The following is a 20,175-nucleotide window of genomic DNA, read 5'->3' on the forward strand; positions in this document are numbered from 1 at the left end:
CTCAGCGGGACTGAGCCTGCGGCCGGGCCGGGGCGGAGCCGAAGGTGGTGAGGAAACGGTCGCGGAAGGAATCCATCGACCAGACCGGGGCGGTGGCGTCCGGGGTGAGGCCGTCCTGCCAGCCCCAGTCGGCGATCCGCTCCAGCACGGCGGGATCCTTCGCGATCAGGTGGATCGGCACGTCCGGGCTGGCATTGTCCCCGGTGACCACCGGCGCGGGCTGGTGGTCACCGAGGACCACCAGCACCGTGTCGTCGTCGCCGTGGGTCTCCAGGTAGGAGATGAGGGTACGCAGGGTGTAACTGACCGCGTGCCGGTAACCGGTGCGGGCCTGTGCCGTCGGCGTACCGATGATGCCCTTGCGGAACACCTCGCCGTCGTCGATGTCGTCCCAGTCGACGAGCGAGGGCACCTTGGTCCAGGGGGAGTGGCTGGAGACCAGCGCCAACTCGGCCATCACCGGCCGGTCCCGCGGCCCGACCCGCTCCCGGGAGTGGAACTCGTTGATGGCGTACTGGTCGGGCATCGGGGAGAAGGCGAACCGGGGACCCCGGTAGCCGAGGTCAGGGCCACTGTAGAACTGCTCGTAGCCGTAGAACTTCCCCTCCGGCCAGGCCTGGTTGACCGCCGGCATCACCCCGACGGTACGCCAACCGGCGCTGCGGAAGGCGTCGCCGAGGGTGAACCGGTCGCTGGCCAGCAGGCTCTTGTGCCGCTGGTTGTTGTCGATCCACAGCCCGGACAGCAGGGTGGCGTGGGCCAGCCAACTGCCGCCGCCGATGGTCGGCGAGGTGAGGAAGCCGCTGCGCGAGGAGAAACCGGTTGCCTGCAACCGTCCGGCGCCGTCGTCGAGCAGCCGCTGCACGGAGGCGAACTCCGGGTCGGAGACCGCGTCGCGGCCGTAACTCTCCACGAAGGCGATAAGCACGTCCTTGCCGCGCAGCCCGGTCAGCAACTGGTCCGCCGGCACGTCCCGGAACGGGTCCGCACTCACCTCGGTACGGAACGCCGCCCGGTCGTTGATCCGTTCGCGGACCTCCGAGACGTGCTCGTAGACGATGGTGCTGGCGTTGCTGTCGGCGACCAGCACACCGGTCACGATCCGGGCCTGGAACGCGGCCAGCAGCGCCCAGACCAGCACCAGCGACGCGACGACCCGGGTGCTGGCGGTACGGTGCCGCGCCAGCACCCGGGACAGCCGTACCGTGGACAGCGCGGTCAGCACCGGCACGGCCAGCAGCACAAGCACGACGCCGACGGCGATGGCGATGGCACCGGGCCGGCCGATCGACTCGGCCACGAAGGTGAACGCCTCGTCCAGCAGGGACCAGTCCAGCACCAGGTCGAACGGCCGCCCCAACGAGGAGTAGAACCCGAGGTCGCCGATCTTCACCAGCACCACCAGGCCGAGCAGCACTCCGGCGACGGCGGCGACCACCCGGCGGGGGCGGCCGGGCAACGCGAGCAGCGCGGCGGCGAGCAGCAGCGCCTCCAGCGGGATCCGCAGGAACGCGCCGGCCTGCATCCGCCACGGCTGGTTGGGCAGGGTGAAGGCGGCCAGGACCAGCACGACGGCCAGTACGGTGACCACCCGGGCCAGCATCCGTCGGCGGCCGGACCGGGCAGGGGCGTCGGAGGCCTCGGTCAGCGCCTCGGTGTCCGGGGAGTCGGTCGTGGGAAGGCGCTCGGCGGTGTTCGTGGCGCGCGCCGCATCGGAGGTCGACAACTGGTTTCTCCCGGGTCAGCGCAGCGACAGGACAGGCGCGGGGGGCAGGTCGCGTTCCTCGACCCGGTCGAGCGGACGACCGCGCAGCGGCACCGTCGCGACGACGATCCCGGAGACGGTACGCGGCAGACGGCGCCGCCACAGCCAGGCCACGTCCCGGCCGAACGACTCGACCAGCAGCCCGAGCGCCGCGAGCAGCACCAGCAGGGTCACCGGCGCGGGCAGCAGCTGGGAGGCGGCGACGGCGAGCACGATCCCCTGGACCGCGGCGACCACCTTCCGCCAGTACCGGGGCGGGAGTTGCGCGTCCATCCAGGGCAGCACCCAGCTCGCGGCGAGGAAGGCGTACCGCATCAGGCCGATGGCGAGCACCCAGACCCCGACCGACGGCGCCACGTAAAGGCTCAGCATCAGCACCAGGATCGAGTCGACCTCCATGTCGAAACGGGCACCGAGCCCGCTGACCGTTCCGGTCCGCCGGGCCACCTTGCCGTCCACCGCGTCCAACGCCAACGCGACCACGGTCAGCACCACCAGCACCACCGTCGGCGCGGGCCGGCCGGCGATCAGCGCGTCGGCGATCAGCGCCGTCACCGCCCCCACCAGCAGCCCCCGGCCCATGGTGACCCAGTCGGCCGGGCCCAGTCGGGGCGTGCCGGCGCGCCGCAGCGCCCGGATGAGTGCCAGGCAGGTCACGGCACCGTACGTCAGGCCCGCCAGCCAGCCGGCGACGCCGAGGCCGACCGTCGCGGCGAGCCCGCCCAGCAGAACGACCTGGACGAGCATCCCGATTTGCGGACCGGTTCGAACTGTGGACACCGTGCCTCCGTGTTTATGATCGACGACCCCTGTCAGGAAGTACGGAAAACATGACGGATCGGTTCGGTCCGGACGCAGGTGAGGAGAAGAACCGGTGACGCGACCCGCCCGCGCCTTCTGGCTGCGCGCACCCGGTGCGGGAGAGATCCGACCGGTGACGCTACCCGAACCGGGCGCCGACGAACTGCAGGTACGCACCCTGTTTTCCGGGGTCAGCCGAGGCACCGAGACCCTGGTGTTCGCCGGCAAGGTGCCGGACAGCCAGTACGCCACGATGCGCGCCCCGTTCCAGGAGGGCGACTTCCCGGCCCCGGTCAAGTACGGCTACCTCAACGTCGGCGAGGTCGAACAGGGCCCGGCCCACCTGCGTGGACGTACGGTGTTCTGCCTGTACCCGCACCAGAGCGCGTACGTGGTGCCGGTCGACGCGGTGACCGTCGTACCGGAGCAGGTGCCGGCGTCCCGCGCGGTGCTGGCCGGCACGGTGGAGACCGCGGTCAACGCGCTGTGGGACGCGCCACCGCTGCTCGGCGACCGGGTCAGCGTGGTGGGCGCCGGCATGGTCGGCTGCGCCGTCGCGGCGCTGCTGGCCCGCTTCCCCGGCGTGGCGGTGGAACTCGTCGACACCGACCCGACCCGGGCCGAGGTGGCCGCCGCGCTCGGCGTCGACTTCGCCACCCCCGAGGCGGCCACCGGCGGTCGTGACCTGGTGGTGCACGCCAGCGCCAGCGCCGCCGGCCTGCAACGCGGCCTGGACCTGCTCGCCCCTGAAGGCACCGTGCTCGAACTGAGCTGGTACGGCGACCGCCAGGTGCAGCTCTCCCTCGGCGCGGCCTTCCACTCCGGGCGGCTGACCATCCGCAGCAGCCAGGTCGGCATGGTCGCCCCCGCGCGGCGCAGCAGCCGAGGGTACGCCGACCGGATGGCGCTCGCCCTCCACCTGCTGGCCGACCCGGTCTTCGACACGTTGATCACCGGGCGGTCGGCGTTCGCGGAACTGCCCGACGTTCTTGCCCGACTCAGCGCCGGCAGCCTGCCCGCGCTGTGCCACCTCATCACCTACGACGGGGAGTGACTCCGTGTTCAGTGTGACCGTCCGTGACCACATCATGATCGCTCACAGTTTCCGGGGCGACGTCTTCGGCCCCGCGCAGCGGCTGCACGGCGCGACGTTCGTGGTCGACGCCACGTTCCGCCGCCCGGATCTCGACGCCGACGGCATCGTGGTCGACATCGGGCTGGCCACCGACCAGCTCAAGGCCGTGCTCGGCGAACTGAACTACCGCAACCTGGACGACGAGCCCGCCTTCGCCGGCACCAACACCACTACCGAGGTGCTGGCCCGGACCATCGCCGACCGGCTCGCCGACCGGGTGCACGCCGGCGACCTGGGCGCCGGCGCTCACGGGCTGACCGGCATCACCGTCACCCTGCACGAGTCACACGTCGCCTGGGCCAGCTACGAACGGTCACTGCCGGGGGCGAGCGGCACCGGCGCCTGACGTGCCGGGCGTGCACGTGATCCTGCCCGGCGACATCGACGATCCGGCCACACCCAGCGGCGGCAACGGCTACGACCGGCGGATCTGCGCCGGGCTCGCCGCCGCCGGCTGGTCGGTGCGCGAACATCCCGTACCGGGAGCGTGGCCGACCCCGTCCCCGGCGGAGCACGCCCGGCTCGCCGAACTGCTCACCGCCCTGCCGGACGGGGCGCTCGTCCTGGTCGACGGGCTGGTCGCCTCGGTGGTGCCGGACGCCCTGGCCGCGCAGGCCCGGCGGCTGCGGCTGGTCCCGCTGGTGCACCTGCCGCGCGACGACGACACCGAGGCGCGGGCCCTGGCCAGCGCCACCGTCATCGTCGCCACCAGCACCTGGACCCGCGACCGGCTGCTGCACCGGTACGCGTTGCCGCCGTCGCTGGTGCACGTCGCCGCCCCCGGGGTGGACCCGGCGCCGCGGGTCACCGGATCACCGGCCGGTGCGGCGCTGCTCTGCGTCGCCGCGGTCGCCGCTCACAAGGGCCACGACCTGCTGGTCGAGGCGCTGGCGGCGGTGACCGACCGGGACTGGACGCTGACCTGCGTCGGCCCGCTGCACCGCGAACCGGACTTCGTCGACCGGCTCCGCACGCAGATCACCACCCACCGGCTCGACGACCGGATCCGGCTGGCCGGTCCGCTCTCCGGTGACCTGCTGGCCGCCGCGTACGCCGGCGCCGACCTGCTGGTGCACCCGTCACGCGGGGAGACGTACGGGATGGTGGTCACCGAGGCGTTGGCGCGCGGCATCCCGGTGCTCGCCACGGCGGTCGGTGGCCTGCCCGACGCCCTCGGCCACGTCGCCGGGGAACGCCCCGGCGTGCTGGTGCCGCCCGAACAGCCGGCGGCGCTGGCCGACGCGCTGCGCCGCTGGCTGGACGACGCGTCCCTACGGGCGCGGCTGCGCCGCATCGCCGCCCGGCGACGGACCACCCTCGACGACTGGACGAGCACCACCACCCGGATCACCACGGCCCTGGAAGAGGCGATGGCGTCATGACCGAACAGCAGGCAGTTCAGGATGCGCCCATCGAGCTGCCGCCGGACTTCGCGCAGTGGCTCGCGCTGCGGGAGCCGGCCGACGTGGCCGCCCGCGCCACGGACCTGGTCGACACGGTGCGCGCCACGCTGACCGGCGACACGCCGTACGTGGTGCATGACCTGGGGGCCGGCACCGGTTCGCTGGGCCGCTGGCTGGCCCCGCTGCTGCCCGGCCCGCAGCACTGGGTCCTCTACGACCAGGACCCGGACCTGCTGGCCCGGGCCCGCGCCGGCATGCCCACCGTCGCCGCCGGCGGCGCGCCGGTGACGGTGCAGACCCGCCGCGGTGACCTGACCCGGCTCACCGCCACCGACCTGGCCGGCGCGGCGCTGGTCACCGCCTCGGCGCTGCTCGACATGCTGACCGCCGCCGAGATCGAGCGGTTGGTCGCGGCCTGCGCGGGGGCCGGCTGCCCGGCGCTGTTCCTGATCTCGGTCACCGGCACCGTGCGGCTGACCCCGGCCGACCCGCTCGACGTCGAGATCGCCGACGCGTTCAACGCCCACCAGCGTCGCACCGTGGGGGGCCGACACCTGCTCGGCCCCGGCGCCGTCGACGCCTGCGCGGCGGCGTTCACCCGGCACGGGATGACCGTGCGGACCCGGCCCAGCCCGTGGCGGCTCGGGCCGGAGCAGGCCGCCCTGACCGCTCAGTGGTTCACCGGCTGGCTCGACGCGGCCTGCGAGCAACGCCCGGAACTGGTCGATCTCACCCACGAGTACGCCAAGCGTCGACGCAACGAGGCTAACGCGGGCCGACTCGGGGTACTGGTCGATCACACCGACCTGCTGGCCGTACCCCGTTGAACCGGCGGCCCGCGAGTTACGTGCGTACAGTCAGGGAAAGATCACCATGCCGGGAGGCTTGCGTGGCGGACGAAGCTGGTGACGTCGGGTCCACGGCGGCCCCGACCGGCCGGTCCTTCTGGGGCTGGCTGCGCCTGGCACTCGGGCTCGCCGTGCTGGTGGGGCTGCTGTGCTGGCTGGGCACCGGGCCGTTCCTGGCCGGGCTGCGCCTGATCGACGCCCCCGCGCTGGCTGCCGCGCTGGCCTTGGGCGCGCTCACCACCGTCTGTGTCGCCTGGCGGTGGAGCCTGGTCGCCGGCGGGCTCGGCGTGGGGATGCCGCTGCGCGAAGCCGTGGCCCACTGCTACCGGGCCGTCTTCCTCAACGCCACCCTGCCCGGCGGGATCCTCGGCGACGTGCACCGGGCGGTACGGCACGGCCGTGACGTCGGTGACGTCGGTCGGGGCATCCGGGCCGTGGTCTGGGAGCGTGTCGCCGGCCAGGTCGTCCTGGTCGCCGTCGCCGTGGTGCTGCTGTTCGCCTTCCCGTCGCCGGTGCGACCGTACCTGCCGGTGGCCACCGCGGTCGTGGTGACCGCGCTTGTCGCCGTGGTGCTGGCCGCCCGCCTGCTGCCGCACTCGGGTGCCTCCCGGTTCACCCGCGCGATGGTCACCGCCGTGGCCGACGTACGTGCCGGGTTGCTGGGCAAGCGCACCTGGGCCGGGGTGCTGGTCGCCTCCGCGCTCGCGGTCGCCGGGCACCTCGCCACGTTCCTGGTGGCCGCCCGAACTGCCGGTTCCACCGCCCCGCTGACCCTGCTGCTGCCGTTGACCCTGCTGGCCCTGCTCGCGATGGGGGTGCCGGCCAACGTCGCCGGGTTCGGCCCCCGCGAGGGGGTGGCCGCGTGGGCGTTCGCCGCCGCCGGCCTGACCGCCGCCGAGGGGGTGGCCACCGCAACGGTGTACGGCGCCCTGGTGCTCGTCGCGAGCCTGCCCGGAGCCGCCGTGCTGCTGGCCCGTCGTGTCCGTGTACCCGCCACCGTCTGACGAGGAGAGCCATGTCCGAATCACTGCCTGCCGCCACCATCCGGACGCAGGTCACCGTGCCGCTGCGCTTCTCCGACGGATACCAGACCACCGCCCGGCTGCACACCTTCGACGGGCTGGTCGACGGTCGCGAGCACCTCGCCTTCGCCCTCGGTGACCACACCGCCGCCGGGGCGGTGCCGCTGGTCCGTCCACACAGCGAGTGCCTGACCGGCGACGTGTTCGGCAGCCAGCGTTGCGACTGCGGTCCCCAGTTGCGCGAGGCGGTGCAGCGCATCGCCGAGGTCGGCGGGTACCTGCTCTACCTGCGGCAGGAGGGTCGCGGCATCGGCCTGTACGCCAAGCTCGACGCGTACGCCCTGCAGGACGCCGGGCTGGACACCTTCGAGGCCAACGTCGCCCTCGGCCACGACGAGGACGAGCGGGACTACACGGTCGCCGCGCAGATGCTCACCGCGCTGGGCGTCGGGCCGATCGCGGTGCTGACGAACAACCCGGAGAAGACCGACCAGTTGAGCCGGCTCGGCGTCACCGTGACCGAGCAGGTGCCCACCGGCGTGTTCCTCTCCCCGGCCAACGCCGACTACCTAGCGGCGAAGGCCAGCCGCGCCGCCCGTGCCGCCGACCTCCCCGCCGTCCGGTGACCGGCCAGGCCACGGCCCGCCGGCCGTACGTGCTGCTCAGCTGCGCCACCTCGATCGACGGCTACATCGACGACGCCACCGACGAACGACTGATGCTGTCCAACGACGCCGACCTGGACCGGGTCGACGAGGTACGCGCGAGCTGCGACGCCATCCTGGTGGGTGCCGGCACCGTCCGTCGCGACGACCCCCGCCTGCTGGTGCGCTGCGACCGCCGCCGCGCCGACCGGATCGCCCGTGGCCTGCCGGAGTCCCCGATCCGGGTGACCGTGACCGGCTGCGGGGACCTGGACCCGACCGCCCGGTTCTTCACCGTCGGTGACACCGAACGGATCGTCTACTGTGCCAGCGCCGCGTGCGAGAAGACCCGGCACCGGGTGGGGGAGCGGGCCACGGTGGTCGACGCCGGTGACCCGATCGACCTGGCACGGGCCCTGACCGACCTGGCCGACCGGGGCGTACGCCGTTTGCTTGTGGAAGGTGGTGCCCTGGTCCACGGCCAGTTCCTCACCGCCGGGCTCGCCGACGAACTGCACCTGGTGGTGGCCCCCTTCTTCGTGGGCGACCGTCGGGCACCCCGCTTCGTCGGTGACGGCCGGTTCCCGTGGCATTCCGCCCGGCGCGCCCAGGTGGTCGAGGCCCGCCAGATCGGCGACGTGGTGCTGACCCGCTACGCCCTGTCGGAACGCTGCGAACTGGCCTGAGCGTCCGGGTCCCCTCGTGCTGACGGTCCGCGGCCTGTCGAGCTGACAGGTTGCAGGTCGAGACGCTGGCCGACAACGTCGCGATGATCCGAGCAGCCACCCAGGCCGGGTTCGTGCGCGAAGGCACCCTGCGTCGCGCGGCATGGGCGCATGGGGACTTCGCTGACCAGGTCGTTCTCGGGCTACTCGGCACCGAATGGGACGCCAACGCGCGGGGCTAGGTGCCGGGCTGTGGTGCCCACCGGTCGCCGAGGGCTGTGTGGAGGGCCAGCAGGACAAGGCTGATCAGGATCGACGCGAGGATGCCCAGACCGAGACCAAGGATGCCGCGGTCCCGCCGGTTTACGTGCCCGGCCGGAGTCGCCGAAGTCGACCACGGGTGCTCCCGGGCCCACCAGTACAGCAGCCCGAGGCCGTACGGTGTGATGGAGATCAGCCAGAACCAGAACCACCGAGTGCCCCGGACCGGAGCCGGTCCGGCGACGACGACGCCGACAGAGATGGCAGCGAGGACGAGACCCGCCCAGATGACGACGGGTGTCGGTAGGTGAAGTGCGCCGGCCCGGTGTTCGAGGCCGGAGGCTCGCAGGTCCTGCGCGACACCGATGGCGCCAGGTCCGGAGTAGCTGCCATTGTCGACGGTGTCGGTGATGGTCACCTGGTCGAACCTGTCGGTGTCGGTCCAGTGCCTCCGGCCGTCGGGGGTTCTCCACGCGAACAGGGGACCGAGGGTGCCGGAGCTGTGCAAGGCGGGAGTGTCGAACCATCGTGGAGGGCTGCTGGCGTCCCATCGGTCGCCCCACTGGTATGCCGTGATTCGGCCGGCAGCGGCGTCCGCCCTCGCCTGCTCGTAGCCCTGCTGCCGGGGAGCCGTCCACCAGGTCGTCATCGCCGCGAGCAGCCAGAGGAGAACCAGAGCGAGCCGCAGCGCAGGCCACCACCGCCACGTTCGTTCGGCCGGTGCGCCGGGTGAGCCTTCATTCATGATCAGCAGCTCCCGTCGCTTGTCAGTCCGCTCCCCCTCCGCCACCGCCTGAGCCGAACTGTGCCGCGTCGCCATAGGCGGCGTTCTCCGCGATGGCGGCGGAGTGCCGGTCGGGCACCCCTCGGCCCCGCCCGACAACGCCGCGACCAGGGCGCGGCGAACCACGGCGGATGGCACGCATGGCGGATCGGGCTGCTGCCGCCTTCTCCTCGACGGTCTGCGGCCGGCTACGGCCACGCCTGTAGATCAGGACCGTGATGCCCATGGCGATCCCGAGGCCGGCGAGCAGGAGATACCACCACATGTGCTCACCGTAGAAGGGGCGTGCATCTGCCGACGAGGCGCAGGCCGCCCGAGAAGCCGGCCTGACCGTCGCTGTGGTCGACCACGACGCGCTGGCGGAGGGCTATGACCAGCGCGGGCGGTGGCATCCGTACCCGGAGGCGACAATTCCATCATCGCAGCGGTGGTGGATCCGCTGCGGCTGGAGTCATCGGGATGACGACCACCTACCGGCTGCGGCGGCAGACGAGCCGCACCTCGCGATTCGCTGCGGTCACCGTCGAGGTCGAGCCATCGAGTGTGCCCGAGGTGGAGGTGACCGCCGCCGTCACCGCAGCACACCGACGGGAAGCCGACCTGGGCGTTCGGTGGGCGCTGCGCGGCCTTCCGGCAGCGGCGAAGGTCATGGTGACCGACGTGCTCACCACCGAGGTCGACACAGCTACGGGAGACGTCCACGAGGCCACCGCCCGCGCCGTGTGGCAGGCCCTGGGCATCGAACACCCGACACCGTACGCGGGGTTCAGCGACCCTCGGATGGTCGCATCCTGGCTGGACGACATGGCGGGTCGACGGCTCGAAACGGTGACGGAAGCCCGGCACTGGTACGGCAGACGATGCGAGCCCGACGCCACGAGCCTGCTGCACGCGTGGCTGTGCTTCGAATCCGCCCTGCCGTCGGTCTGCACGGCAGCGGTGACCAGTTGATGCGGGCGAAGGAGGAGCCGTACCGCTCCTACGACATGGGCGAGCACGGGGAGACGAGGGTCGGCCCGGCGCTGCGTCCGGGCATCCTGTCCGGGTTCGTCGGGGCCGGACTTGTCGACGGCGCCGTGATCATCGGCCCGGACGGCGACCTGAGCTGCGCTGGTCTGGTGCTGCGGTTCGACATCGGTGACCTCGTCGTCGGCACGCTCGGCGACGAATGGGTCCTCGCCGTCGGCTCGATACCGACCGCCGTCGCTCCCTACTGGACCATGCAACCTTTCGTGCGCGGTAGCTCGTGAGTCGATGGGCGGGAGTCGGCCGTCCGACGGTCGGGTGCGGCAAACGGCGGCGAAGACGTGCGAGGGGTCGAGGGTGACACGCACTCGCGGGCCGGTGATGCAGGGCATCGCGGGGCAGCCAGGATGTGGTTACCTTCTGATATGCCGCATCCCATCATGTTCGACGAGGCGGACCCGGTCCTGGGCCGGGTGCGGACGCTCGCCCTGGCCTTTCCCGACGCGGCCGAGAAGGTCTCCCACGGGCGTCCCGCCTTCTTCACCACAAAGGTCTTCGCCTACTACGGCGGTTCGGTGAAGGTCGACGGCGTCTATCACCAGCACGACCAGTCGGTGATGGTGCTTGTCGACCCCGAGGAGCGTGCGGCGCTGCTGACGGAGGAGCGGTGCTTCGTGCCGGCCTACCTGGGCGCCTCCGGCTGGGTCGGGGTGGACCTGACCGACGACACCAGCTGGGACGAGGTCGGCGAGCTGCTCGACGCCAGCTATCGACTCACGGCCGGGGCCCGCCGGATCGCGCGGCTCGACGCCCGGCGGCCCTGAGCATCCCGCAGCCGCTCGGCCGCTCAACCGAAGGCACCGGCGCGGGCGGTGGTGGCCATGCGGCGGGCGACATGTACGGCCGACCTGGCGCGGCTCCTCAGGGGATGAGTCGGTCGAGCAGGTCGAACCGCTCGTACGGCTGGTCGTAGTCGCCGAAGTGCCCGTCGTCGCGCACGATCTGGGTGCCGCCGAGCCGTTCGAACATGGCGCGTCCCTGCCGGTCGTCACAGCCGTACGGGTCGGTGCGGGAGTTGACGAAGTAGATGTCCCGCACGTGCTCCCGGATCGCGGCCCAGTCGTAGCTCGGTTGCAGGACCGGCTCCTCCTCGGTGTTGGGTGGGGTGCAGTAGCCGGCGACCAGGATCGCCTGGGCGACTGTCACGTCCAGGTGTTCCAGGAGCGCGAGCAGCAGGGCCGCCCCGCCGGAATGACCCACCAGGACGGTGTCCGCGTCGAAGGTGTGGCTGCCCAGCGCCTTCGGCAGGAACGTGGTGATCGGCTCGATGTTGATGCCCGGGTGGTGTGGCACCTCGACGGCGTATCCCCGGGTGGCGAGTCGCCCGGCCAGCCAGGGGTACCAGCAGTTGTCCGGGCTGCCGCCGGTCCCGTGGAAGATGATCGCGTTGCGTCCCACCGTGCCCCCATTCGAGTTTCGCCGATCCAATCACCTGGGTCCGACGCAATCGGCGGGCCGGTTCACCGCCCGTGGGCTGAAACGGCAGCGGGAGGGCCGTCGGCGGGGTCCGGGGCGCGGTCGAGGAACATCAGCCGGGCCCGTTTGTGCGGCAGGTCGATCAGTGGCCCTTCGACGAAGCCGGCCCGCTTCAGTCGGGCGATCGCCTTGTCGTTGCGGGCGTCCGGCTCCATCACCAACCGCAGCCGGGTGGGGTCGGTGAAGACGAACGCGATGAACTCGGCCAGCAGGGTGCCGGTGAAGCCCGGCTCGGGGCGTACCGGGGTGCCGATCAGCAGGTGACCGCCGTGGTCGCCGGGGCGTACCGGGTAGCACTCGCCGACCGGGTCGTGTTCGGGCTGGTAGGTCTGGAACAGCGCCACCGGCTGCCCGTCGCGCAGGGTCAGCCAGGCGTGGTGGGTGGGCAGCGAGTCGACGTACCGGTAGATCTCGGCGACCCGGTCGCGGTCGGCGTCGCGCATCCCCCAGAACCGGGCCCGTTCCTGGCTGGTCCAGCCGTGGATGACCTCGGCGTCGGCGTCCGGGTCGACCGGCCGGAAGGTGACCGTCCCGAAGCCGGGGACCTGCCGCTGGTAGTGGTCAGTCATCGTGCTCCTCGGTCAGCCGGTCCCAGTCGCCTGTCACCTCGATCAGGTCGCCGCGTACCCACAGGGGCAGTTGGTCGTCGTGGTGCGGCCCGGCGCCGGTGGCGCCCAGCGGCACCACCCACCGGCTGTTCTCCCGCCGGCCCAGGTCCCACACGTAGCGGGCGGACGGGCCGCGTCCGCACAGGTCGGTGACGCCGGGAATGCTGGAGGTGGCCAGCACGCAGTCGTGGTCCCCGGCCAGTTCCGGTCCCGGTGCGGCGGCCGGGTCGGGCAGCGCCCGCCACGCCGCGAGCCGGTGCCGCTCACCCCAGCGTCGGGTGTCGTCGGCCGCCGCGACCTGTTCGGCCGCCGTCCGCACCAGTTCCGCCGGGTCGAGGCCGGGCAGGTCGGCGCGCAGCAGCGAGGGCAGCGCGTACCCGATCCGGGGCAGCAGGGCCAGCCAGGGTGTGAACACCTCCGGGTGGGCCGGTGGTGCGGTCAGCTCGGCCAGCGCCGGGTGGGCGGCGAGCGCGTGGACCACCGCCGCCCGCAGGTCGGCGAAGCGGGCCGCGTCGACGCTGTCGGCAACCATCCGGCGGTCCCAGCGCAGCAACCGATCCCGCAGCGCCTGCGCCGGTGCGCTGAGACCGTCGACGTCGGCGAGCAGGTCCAGCAGCGGTCCGGCCGCCGCCAGGTAGGTGTCGGTGTGCACGGAGGCCATCTGCTCGGCCCGCCAGTCGGTGCGCTCGCCGAGCAGCTCACGGATCCGGTCGGCCCGGTACGGCGGGGCGTACTCCACGCCGAGGCCGGCGGAGATGCTGCGTTCGTTGGCCATCACCGCAACCTGGTCGACCGGGCGCTTCGGCATCGAATGCCAGCCCTGCCAGGCGTACGCGGGCTCCCAGGCGGGCACCACCCGCAGCCCGTTGTCCGGGTGTCGGCGGGGGACCCGGCCGGCGACCCGGTGCAGCAGCCCACCGGCGGTGTCCGCGGCCAGCACCACGTTGACCGGCTCCACCCAGTCGTCGAGGGCGGTGTCCAGATCGCCGACGGTACGGGCGCGCAGCAGCGCGGGCAGTACGGCGAAGCCGAGGTCGCCGGTGACCCGGGGCGGATACCGCAGGCTGACCGTCACCTCGGGCGGCTCGTCGGAACCGCCGGAGATCACCGGCCCCCGCTCGGTCTCGATCACCTCGACCTCGACCGGATCAGCACCGGCCACCTCGATGGTCTCGACGTGCCGGTGCACCGGCTGCCACCCCTGCGGCCCGTACGCCTGCACGCCGTCACCGTCGCGGCGCAGCCGTTCGGCGTACACGTCCTGGTAGTCGGCGGAAGCGTTGGTGATGGCCCAGGCGACCGTGCCGGCGTGCCCGAAGTGGGCGATGCCCGGTACGCCGGGCACGGCGAAGCCGAGCACGTCGTACTCCGGGCAGGCCAGCCGGATCTGCTGGTAGATGCCGGGGGCCTCGATGAAGCGGTGCGGGTCACCGGCGATCAGCGCCGTGCCGGTGGCGGTGCGCTCGCCAGCCAGCAGCCAGCCGTTGCTGCCGGAGGTGACGTGCCCGTCGACGGCGAACAGTCGGGCCGCGCCCGGACCGAGCCGGCGGATCACGTGTTCGCGCCAGAGCTTGCCCGGGAAGCCGGCGAAGAGCACATGGTGGCCGAGCCAGATCGCCAGCGGCGTCCACGGCTCCCAGCGTCCGGGGCTCAGCCCGGTGGCGGCGAACTCGGGCGCGCGTGCCGCACCGGCGGCCAGCCCGGCGTTGACCCCGTCGACGTAGCGACCCACCCACGCGGCGGTCGCCGGGTCGAGGGCGGCATGACAGCGGCGGGCGGTGTCGTCCAGCCGTACCCGGCGGGCGAAGCTGTCCCAGCTCAGCGCCTCCGGCCCGAGGAAGGCGGCGCTGCTGCCCTGGGAGCGGTGCCGTTCCACCTCGATCTGCCAGGCCCGGTCCCGCGCGGTGACCCGGCCCTGGGCGAACGCCAGCGCCTCATGGTCGTCGGCGCGCAGATGCGGAATCCCGTACCCGTCGCGGTACCGCTTGCTCATGCCCGGCCTCCGGTGCGGATGCGGGCGGCCGGGATGACAAGCGGGGTGCCGGTCTCCGGGTCGTCGATGACCCGGCAGGGCAGCCCGAAGACCTCCTCGACCAGTTCGGCGGTGACGATCTGGCCGGGCTCACCGGCGGCCACCACCCGTCCGTCGCGCATCGCGATCAGGTGGGTGGCGTAGCGGGCGGCGTGGTTGAGGTCGTGCAACACCGCGACAAGGGTACGGCCCTGTTCCTCGTGCAGCCGGGCGCACAGGTCGAGCACCTCGATCTGGTGGGCGATGTCCAGGTAGGTGGTCGGCTCGTCGAGCAGCAGCAGCGGGGTCTGCTGGGCCAGCGCCATGGCCAACCAGACCCGTTGCCGTTGGCCGCCGGAAAGCTCGTCGACCAGCCGGTCGGCCAGGTCGGCGACACCTGTCGCGGCCATCGCCTCGGCCACGATCCGTTCGTCGTCGCGGGACCACTGGCGCAGCAGCCCCTGGTGCGGGTAGCGGCCCCGGGCCACCAGGTCGGCCACCCCGATGCCGTCCGGCGCGATCGGCGACTGCGGCAGCAGCCCGAGGGTACGGGCCACCGCCCGGGCCGGCCGTCGCTGGATGTCCTCACCGTCGAGCAGCACCGCCCCGACGGCCGGTTTCAGCAGCCGGGACAACGCCCGCAGCAGGGTGGACTTGCCGCAGGCGTTCGGGCCGATGATGACCGTGAAGGACCGGTCCGGCACGGCGACGGTCAGGTCGTCGGCGACCACCCGCCGTTCGTAGGCCAGCCGCAGTCCGCTGCCACCCAGCCGGGAGGTCGGCATGCTTGTCGCTCCGTTCTCGTTGTCGCGGATCACAGCCGGCCCGCCCGACGCTGCGTGGCCAGCAGCCAGACCAGGTAGCCGCCGCCGAGCACCCCGGTTACCACGCCGACCGGCAGTTGGCTGGGGAAGGCCCGCAGCGCCACCTGGTCGGCGACCACGATGATCAGCGCGCCGATGATCGCGGCGGGCAGCAGATTGGTGCCGGGTGCCCGGGTCAGCCTACGGGCCAGGTGCGGGGCGGTGAGCGCGACGAACGACACCGGGCCGGCGGCGGCCGCCGACAGGGAGACCAGGATGACCGCCGTGGCCAGCAGCAGCATCCGCAGCCGGGGCACGGGTACGCCGAGCCCGGTGGCCGCGTCGTCGCCCAACTCGGTCATCCGCAGCGCCGGGCCGCAGGCCAGCAGCACCGGTACGGTGACCGCGAGGGCGGCCAGCAGCGGCGCGGCGTCGGACCAGCCGCGACCGTCGAGGCTGCCGGTGAGCCAGAGCATCGCCCGGGCCGCCTCCATCAGCGGGGCGCGGGTCAGCAGGTAGCCGTTGACGCCGGTGAGGATGGCCGACACGCCGATGCCGACAAGCACCAGCCGGTAGCCGTGTACGCCACGCCGCCAGGCGACCAGGTAGATCAGCAGGCCGGTGAGCACACCGCCGATCGCGGCGGCCCCGGCCAGCGCGGCGCTGCTGCCGCCGACGACCACCACGATCAGCGCGCCGGTCGCCGCGCCCTGGGTGAAGCCGAGCACGTCGGGGCTGCCCAGCGGGTTGCGGACCAGGGCCTGGAACACCGCACCGGCCAGCCCGAGCGCGGCGCCCACGGCCAACGCGGTGACCAGCCGGGGCAGGCGCAACTGGGTGACGATGAAATCCTCGGCGGGGCTGCCGCCACCGGTGAGCGTGCGCAGCACGTCGGCCGGGGACATCGGATAGTCGCCGTGGCCGACGGCCAGCACACCGACGGCGAGCGTGAGCAGCAGGCCGGTCGTCCCGACGGCCAGGGCGCGGGGGTGCAGCCGCACCGACAGGCGGCCCGGAACCCGAATCACGATCATGGGCGGGCCGTCCTCGTCCGGGTCACCAGCCAGAGGAAGAGCGGACCGCCGAGCACGGCGGTGACCAGCCCCACCTGCAACTCGCCGGGACGGCCGAGGACCCGACCGAGCACGTCGGCGCCGAGCAGCAGCACCGGCGCCAGCAGCGCACAGTACGGCAGCAGCCACCGCAGGTCAGGTCCGGTGAGCGTACGCACCAGGTGCGGCACCAGCAGCCCGACGAAGACGATCGGCCCGCAGGCGGCGGTGGCGGCGCCGCAGAGCAGCGTGATGGCGGCGATCACCGCGGCCCGGATCCACGCCGGTCGGGCGCCCAGGGCGCGGGCGGTGTCGTCGCCGAGGGCCAACGCGTTGAGCGGTCGGGCGGCGGCCAGGGCGGCCACCAGACCGACCGCGATGAACGGCAGGACCCGCCGTACGGTGGCGTCGTCGGCGCTGGCCAGCGAGCCGACGGTCCAGAACCGCAGCCGTTGCAGCCCGGCCGAGTCGAGCAGCATCACCGCGCTGACGTACGAGTACAGGGCCGCGTTGAGCGCCGCGCCGGCCAACGCCAGCCGGGCCGGGGTGGCGGTCCGGCCACCACCGACGGCGTACACGCCCACGGTGACCGCGGCGGCGCCGCCGAGCGCGAACCAGACCTGACCGGTGCCGCCGCCCACACCGAACAGCAACGAGGCGGTGGCGATCGCGGCGGCGGCGCCGGCGTTGATGCCGAGCAGACCGGGGTCGGCCAGCGGGTTGCGGGTCAGCGCCTGCATCGCCGCACCGGCCGTGCCGAGCGCCAGGCCGGCGAGCAGCCCGAGCAGGGTTCGGGGCAGGCGCATGTCGTGCACGACGGCGTAGTCGACGGCACCCGGATCGGTGAGGGCCGCCCACACCTGGGTCAGCGGGATCGGTTTGGCGCCGACGGCGATGCTGAGCACCACCACGACGACCAGAGCCAGTGCGGCGACGGCGAGGCCGGCGGCGCGTGACGCGGCATGACCTGCCCGCGGCGGTGGTTGGTCCCGCAGTGGTGTCGCGGCGGGAGGCGACTCGGTGACGGACAGTGTGAACTCCAGTGCGGTGCGAAACGCCGTGCGGGACTTGACAGGCAGTTAGGTTAGGTTAGCCTAACCGCGGCTGTCCATGGCCATCCGCACACCCTGATCGGAAGACGACACCATGCCTGATCCCGTTTCCGCCCGCCGCCTCTCCCGTCGCGGCCTGCTCGCCGCCGGTGGCGCCGCCGCCCTCGCCGCTGTGCTCGTCGGCTGCGGGCGGGACGAGGCCGACAAAGCCAGCACCAGCAACGGTTCCGGGTCGTGGTCGTTCACCGACGACCGCCCGGAGGCGGTCACCGCTCCGGCGCGGCCCGCCCGGGTGGTGGCCTTCACCGGCTCGGCAGCCGCCCTGGTCGATTTCGGACTCGGGCGCGAGGTGGTCGGTGTCTTCGGCGAGACGAAGAAGGCCGACGGCAGCAAGGAACCACAGGCCGGCGACCTGGACGTGGAGAGCGTGGAGATCCTCGGCAACGTCTGGGGCGAGTTCAGCGTCGAGAAGTACGCGGCGCTGCGCCCGGAACTGCTCGTCACCCACATGTACGACCCGGGCGCCTACTGGTACGTGCCGGACGAGAGCAAGGACAAGATCCTTCCGCTCGCGCCGGTGGTCACCATCACCACCGCCCGCGTCCCGATGACCAAGCCGATCGAACGGTACGCCGCACTCGCCCAGTCCCTCGGCGCCGACCTGTCGGCACCGAAGGTCACCGACGCCAAGGCGCGCTTCGAGGCCGCCGCCGAGGCGGTACGCCAGGCGGTCAAGGCCAACCCCGGCATCAAGGTGCTGGCCGCCTCCGGCAGCCCGGACCTGTTCTACGTCTCCAACCCGAAGGTCAGCACCGACCTGATGTACTTCGCCGAACTCGGCGTCGACATCGTGGTGCCCACCAAGCTGGAGTCCGGTGACTACTTCGAGGCGCTCAGCTGGGAGAACGCCGGCAAGTTCCCGGCCGACCTGATCCTGCTCGACAACCGCAGCACCGCCCTGCAACCGGCCGACCTGGCCGCCAAGCCCACCTGGACGCAGTTGCCCGCCGTGCAGGCCGGCCAGGTGACCGGATGGGACGCGGTGCCCCGCTTCTCGTACGCCGGGGCCGCCCCGCTGCTCGAAGACCTCGCCAAGGCGATCCAGGGCGCGAAGAAGCTGACCTGACCCGCCACGGACGACCGGCGTGACCTGAGACCGCCGGTCGTCCGCCCACCACCCTCATCGACGCCAACCCGCCGCGCGCTGCGCGGGCGGCGGGTTCCGGCTGCCCGGAAACCGAACCGCCGAGCGTGGAGGACACGTCCATGACCCTGCCGGTGCACACCGTGACACCGCCGAGCGCCGCCCGAGCCCACCTGTTCCACGACGGCACAGTCGACGACTACCGGGCCGCGGTGACAGCCGGTGCCGACCGGGTGGCCCGGCGCGTCACCGAGGCGACCGGACCGTTCACCGGCGTACGCCCGGAGCAGCTGGCGCCGCTGGTGGACGCGATCGACCTGGACCGGCCGCTGCGCGACACCACCGCCGCCCTCGACGAACTCGACGAGGTGTACCTGCGCGACGCTGTCTGGTTCCACCACCCGCGCTACCTGGCCCACCTCAACTGCCCGGTGGTCATCCCGGCCCTGCTCGGCGAGGCCGTGCTCAGCGCCGTGAACTCCTCGATGGACACCTGGGACCAGAGCGCCGGCGCCACCCTGATCGAGCGACGCCTGATCGACTGGACCGCCGCCCGGATCGGTCTCGGCCCGGCCGCCGACGGGGTGTTCACCAGCGGCGGCACCCAGTCCAACCTGCACGCGCTGCTGCTGGCCCGGGAGGAGGCCCTGGCGGGTGCGAGCCCGACCGACCGGCGGATCCTGCTGCCCCGCCTGCGGATCATCACCTCTGCCGCGGGCCACTTCAGCGTGCAGAAGGCCGCCAAGCTGCTCGGCCTGGCCCCGGACGCGGTCGTGGTGGTGCAGACCGGCCCGGACCGGCGGATGCGTGCCGGTGCCGTCCGCCACGAGATCAGCCGCTGCCGGCGGGCCGGCCTGACCGTGCTCGCGGTGGTCGCCACCGCCGGCACCACCGACTTCGGCACCATCGACCCGCTCGACGAGATCGCCGAGGTGTGCGCCACCTCCGGCGCCTGGCTGCACGTCGACGCCGCGTACGGCTGCGGGTTGCTGGTCTCGCCGACCCGCCGGCACCTGCTCGACGGCATCGAACGGGCCGACTCGGTGACCGTCGACTACCACAAGTCGTTCTTCCAGCCGGTCAGCTCCAGCGCTGTGCTGGTCCGCGACCGGCGTACGCTGCGGCACGCCACCTGGCACGCCGACTACCTCAACCCGGCCCGGATGGTCGCCGAACGCATCCCCAACCAGGTCGACAAGTCCTTGCAGACCACCCGCCGCTTCGACGCCCTCAAGCTCTGGCTGACCCTGCGGGTGATGGGCCCCGACGCCATCGGCGAACTGTTCGACGAGGTCTGTGACCGGGCCGCCCAGGCGTGGCAGCTGGCCGCCGCCGACCCCCGGTTCGAGGTGCTGACCGCGTCGGCGTTGAGCACAGTGGTGTTCCGCTGGCGGCCCGCCGGCACCCCGGCGGACCTGGCCGACGCGGCGAACCTGCACGCCCGGTCCGCGCTGGCCGCCTCCGGCCTGGCCGTGGTCGCCGGCACCAAGGTCGACGGCCGGCAGTACCTCAAGTTCACAGTCCTCAACCCGGCGACCAGCCCCGACGACGTGGCGTACGTGCTCGACCTGATCGCCGAACACGCCGGCCGGTACGCGCCCAACACGTCCACTTTGGAGCTTCCTTGTCCAGTGGGCTGAGCAGGTCGACGCAGAAACCGAGCATGGAGGGCCGA

General features: G+C 72.8%; 21 protein-coding genes and 2 pseudogenes. 13 read left to right on the top strand and 10 right to left on the bottom strand.

Annotation, left to right across the window (positions count from 1 at the left end; all coding sequences use genetic code 11):
- Nucleotide 1: 1 nt before the first annotated feature.
- Together VAB18032_RS15390 and VAB18032_RS33655 are read right to left on the bottom strand one after the other, a co-directional pair.
- Complete coding sequence (locus VAB18032_RS15390) at nt 2-1,726, bottom strand: sulfatase-like hydrolase/transferase (protein WP_148272282.1); 1,725 nt, start codon at nt 1,724-1,726, stop codon at nt 2-4.
- 63 nt (nt 1,727-1,789) lie between these two features.
- A pseudogene (locus VAB18032_RS33655) lies at nt 1,790-2,512 on the bottom strand (CDP-alcohol phosphatidyltransferase family protein); the annotation flags it as partial.
- 127 nt (nt 2,513-2,639) lie between these two features.
- On the opposite strand from VAB18032_RS33655, the gene VAB18032_RS15395 reads away from it, so the two are divergent.
- The 8 genes from VAB18032_RS15395 (at nt 2,640) to VAB18032_RS31270 (ending at nt 8,525) form a co-directional block, all read left to right on the top strand.
- The gene (locus VAB18032_RS15395; protein ID WP_013733786.1) at nt 2,640-3,620 is read left to right on the top strand and encodes a zinc-dependent alcohol dehydrogenase; all 981 of its coding nucleotides are present in this window, start codon (nt 2,640-2,642) and stop codon (nt 3,618-3,620) included.
- Between the two features lie 4 nt (nt 3,621-3,624).
- Complete coding sequence (locus VAB18032_RS15400) at nt 3,625-4,047, top strand: 6-pyruvoyl trahydropterin synthase family protein (protein WP_013733787.1); 423 nt, start codon at nt 3,625-3,627, stop codon at nt 4,045-4,047.
- A gap of 10 nt (nt 4,048-4,057) precedes the next feature.
- Nucleotides 4,058-5,083: a glycosyltransferase family 4 protein gene (locus tag VAB18032_RS15405; RefSeq protein WP_013733788.1), complete on the top strand. Its 1,026-nt coding sequence runs from the start codon at nt 4,058-4,060 to the stop codon at nt 5,081-5,083.
- Nucleotides 5,080-5,931: a methyltransferase domain-containing protein gene (locus VAB18032_RS15410; RefSeq protein ID WP_013733789.1), complete on the top strand. Its 852-nt coding sequence runs from the start codon at nt 5,080-5,082 to the stop codon at nt 5,929-5,931. Before VAB18032_RS15405 ends, VAB18032_RS15410 begins: the two co-directional genes overlap by 4 nt.
- Nucleotides 5,932-6,059: 128 nt before the next feature.
- A complete protein-coding gene (locus tag VAB18032_RS15415; RefSeq protein WP_232510889.1) occupies nt 6,060-6,956 on the top strand; it encodes a lysylphosphatidylglycerol synthase domain-containing protein in 897 nt (298 codons plus the stop codon).
- 11 nt (nt 6,957-6,967) lie between these two features.
- A complete protein-coding gene (locus VAB18032_RS15420; protein WP_013733791.1) occupies nt 6,968-7,600 on the top strand; it encodes a GTP cyclohydrolase II in 633 nt (210 codons plus the stop codon).
- On the top strand, nt 7,597-8,304 hold the full coding sequence (locus tag VAB18032_RS15425) for a RibD family protein (protein ID WP_013733792.1): 708 nt from the start codon (nt 7,597-7,599) through the stop codon (nt 8,302-8,304). Before VAB18032_RS15420 ends, VAB18032_RS15425 begins: the two co-directional genes overlap by 4 nt.
- Before the next feature lie 50 nt (nt 8,305-8,354).
- The gene (locus VAB18032_RS31270) at nt 8,355-8,525 is read left to right on the top strand and encodes a GNAT family N-acetyltransferase (protein ID WP_013733793.1); all 171 of its coding nucleotides are present in this window, start codon (nt 8,355-8,357) and stop codon (nt 8,523-8,525) included.
- Here the strand turns inward: VAB18032_RS31270 and VAB18032_RS15430 are convergent.
- Nucleotides 8,522-9,289: a hypothetical protein gene (locus VAB18032_RS15430; RefSeq protein WP_043724407.1), complete on the bottom strand. Its 768-nt coding sequence runs from the start codon at nt 9,287-9,289 to the stop codon at nt 8,522-8,524. The two genes, VAB18032_RS31270 and VAB18032_RS15430, sit on opposite strands and share 4 nt — an antisense overlap.
- 22 nt (nt 9,290-9,311) lie before the next feature.
- Nucleotides 9,312-9,593, bottom strand: a complete 282-nt coding sequence (locus tag VAB18032_RS30770) for a hypothetical protein (RefSeq protein WP_081476127.1) — start codon at nt 9,591-9,593, stop codon at nt 9,312-9,314.
- Between the two features lie 194 nt (nt 9,594-9,787).
- On the opposite strand from VAB18032_RS30770, the gene VAB18032_RS32885 reads away from it, so the two are divergent.
- From VAB18032_RS32885 to VAB18032_RS15440, 3 genes are all read left to right on the top strand, one after another.
- Complete coding sequence (locus tag VAB18032_RS32885; RefSeq protein ID WP_013733795.1) at nt 9,788-10,279, top strand: hypothetical protein; 492 nt, start codon at nt 9,788-9,790, stop codon at nt 10,277-10,279.
- Entirely contained in the window at nt 10,279-10,578 is a 300-nt protein-coding gene (locus tag VAB18032_RS31795; protein WP_013733796.1) for a hypothetical protein, read from the top strand. The genes VAB18032_RS32885 and VAB18032_RS31795 overlap by 1 nt, the downstream gene beginning before the upstream one ends.
- Before the next feature lie 141 nt (nt 10,579-10,719).
- The gene (locus VAB18032_RS15440; protein ID WP_013733797.1) at nt 10,720-11,118 is read left to right on the top strand and encodes an MmcQ/YjbR family DNA-binding protein; all 399 of its coding nucleotides are present in this window, start codon (nt 10,720-10,722) and stop codon (nt 11,116-11,118) included.
- A gap of 97 nt (nt 11,119-11,215) precedes the next feature.
- On the opposite strand, the gene VAB18032_RS15445 is transcribed toward VAB18032_RS15440, so the two are convergent.
- The 6 genes and pseudogenes from VAB18032_RS15445 to VAB18032_RS15470 form a co-directional block, all read right to left on the bottom strand.
- Complete coding sequence (locus VAB18032_RS15445) at nt 11,216-11,752, bottom strand: RBBP9/YdeN family alpha/beta hydrolase (RefSeq protein WP_013733798.1); 537 nt, start codon at nt 11,750-11,752, stop codon at nt 11,216-11,218.
- A gap of 62 nt (nt 11,753-11,814) precedes the next feature.
- On the bottom strand, nt 11,815-12,399 hold the full coding sequence (locus VAB18032_RS15450; protein WP_013733799.1) for a GNAT family N-acetyltransferase: 585 nt from the start codon (nt 12,397-12,399) through the stop codon (nt 11,815-11,817).
- On the bottom strand, nt 12,392-14,431 hold the full coding sequence (locus tag VAB18032_RS15455) for a penicillin acylase family protein (protein ID WP_013733800.1): 2,040 nt from the start codon (nt 14,429-14,431) through the stop codon (nt 12,392-12,394). Before VAB18032_RS15455 ends, VAB18032_RS15450 begins: the two co-directional genes overlap by 8 nt.
- Entirely contained in the window at nt 14,428-15,234 is an 807-nt protein-coding gene (locus VAB18032_RS15460) for an ABC transporter ATP-binding protein (protein WP_013733801.1), read from the bottom strand. The genes VAB18032_RS15455 and VAB18032_RS15460 overlap by 4 nt, the downstream gene beginning before the upstream one ends.
- 29 nt (nt 15,235-15,263) lie before the next feature.
- Nucleotides 15,264-16,286, bottom strand: coding sequence for a FecCD family ABC transporter permease (locus VAB18032_RS15465; RefSeq protein ID WP_013733802.1), 1,023 nt, complete (start codon nt 16,284-16,286; stop codon nt 15,264-15,266).
- Nucleotides 16,283-17,379, bottom strand: a pseudogene (locus tag VAB18032_RS15470) (FecCD family ABC transporter permease). Before VAB18032_RS15470 ends, VAB18032_RS15465 begins: the two are co-directional and overlap by 4 nt.
- Before the next feature lie 71 nt (nt 17,380-17,450).
- Here VAB18032_RS15470 and VAB18032_RS15475 point away from each other — a divergent pair.
- Complete coding sequence (locus tag VAB18032_RS15475) at nt 17,451-18,482, top strand: ABC transporter substrate-binding protein (RefSeq protein WP_013733804.1); 1,032 nt, start codon at nt 17,451-17,453, stop codon at nt 18,480-18,482.
- 140 nt (nt 18,483-18,622) lie between these two features.
- Nucleotides 18,623-20,140: a pyridoxal phosphate-dependent decarboxylase family protein gene (locus VAB18032_RS15480; protein ID WP_013733805.1), complete on the top strand. Its 1,518-nt coding sequence runs from the start codon at nt 18,623-18,625 to the stop codon at nt 20,138-20,140.
- The last annotated feature ends 35 nt before the right edge of the window (nt 20,141-20,175 follow it).

Source organism: Micromonospora maris AB-18-032 (assembly GCF_000204155.1).
Taxonomy (GTDB): domain Bacteria; phylum Actinomycetota; class Actinomycetes; order Mycobacteriales; family Micromonosporaceae; genus Micromonospora; species Micromonospora gifhornensis.

Coding starts and splice junctions, on each gene's coding strand:
- VAB18032_RS15455 (WP_013733800.1), bottom strand. CDS start 14,431: ATGAGCAAGCGGTACCGCGACGGGTACGGGATTCCGCATCTGCGCGCC.
- VAB18032_RS15430 (WP_043724407.1), bottom strand. CDS start 9,289: ATGAATGAAGGCTCACCCGGCGCACCGGCCGAACGAACGTGGCGGTGG.
- VAB18032_RS15440 (WP_013733797.1), top strand. CDS start 10,720: ATGCCGCATCCCATCATGTTCGACGAGGCGGACCCGGTCCTGGGCCGG.
- VAB18032_RS15410 (WP_013733789.1), top strand. CDS start 5,080: ATGACCGAACAGCAGGCAGTTCAGGATGCGCCCATCGAGCTGCCGCCG.
- VAB18032_RS15475 (WP_013733804.1), top strand. CDS start 17,451: ATGCCTGATCCCGTTTCCGCCCGCCGCCTCTCCCGTCGCGGCCTGCTC.
- VAB18032_RS31795 (WP_013733796.1), top strand. CDS start 10,279: ATGCGGGCGAAGGAGGAGCCGTACCGCTCCTACGACATGGGCGAGCAC.
- VAB18032_RS32885 (WP_013733795.1), top strand. CDS start 9,788: ATGACGACCACCTACCGGCTGCGGCGGCAGACGAGCCGCACCTCGCGA.
- VAB18032_RS15465 (WP_013733802.1), bottom strand. CDS start 16,286: ATGATCGTGATTCGGGTTCCGGGCCGCCTGTCGGTGCGGCTGCACCCC.
- VAB18032_RS30770 (WP_081476127.1), bottom strand. CDS start 9,593: ATGTGGTGGTATCTCCTGCTCGCCGGCCTCGGGATCGCCATGGGCATC.
- VAB18032_RS15450 (WP_013733799.1), bottom strand. CDS start 12,399: ATGACTGACCACTACCAGCGGCAGGTCCCCGGCTTCGGGACGGTCACC.
- VAB18032_RS15460 (WP_013733801.1), bottom strand. CDS start 15,234: ATGCCGACCTCCCGGCTGGGTGGCAGCGGACTGCGGCTGGCCTACGAA.
- VAB18032_RS15420 (WP_013733791.1), top strand. CDS start 6,968: ATGTCCGAATCACTGCCTGCCGCCACCATCCGGACGCAGGTCACCGTG.
- VAB18032_RS15480 (WP_013733805.1), top strand. CDS start 18,623: ATGACCCTGCCGGTGCACACCGTGACACCGCCGAGCGCCGCCCGAGCC.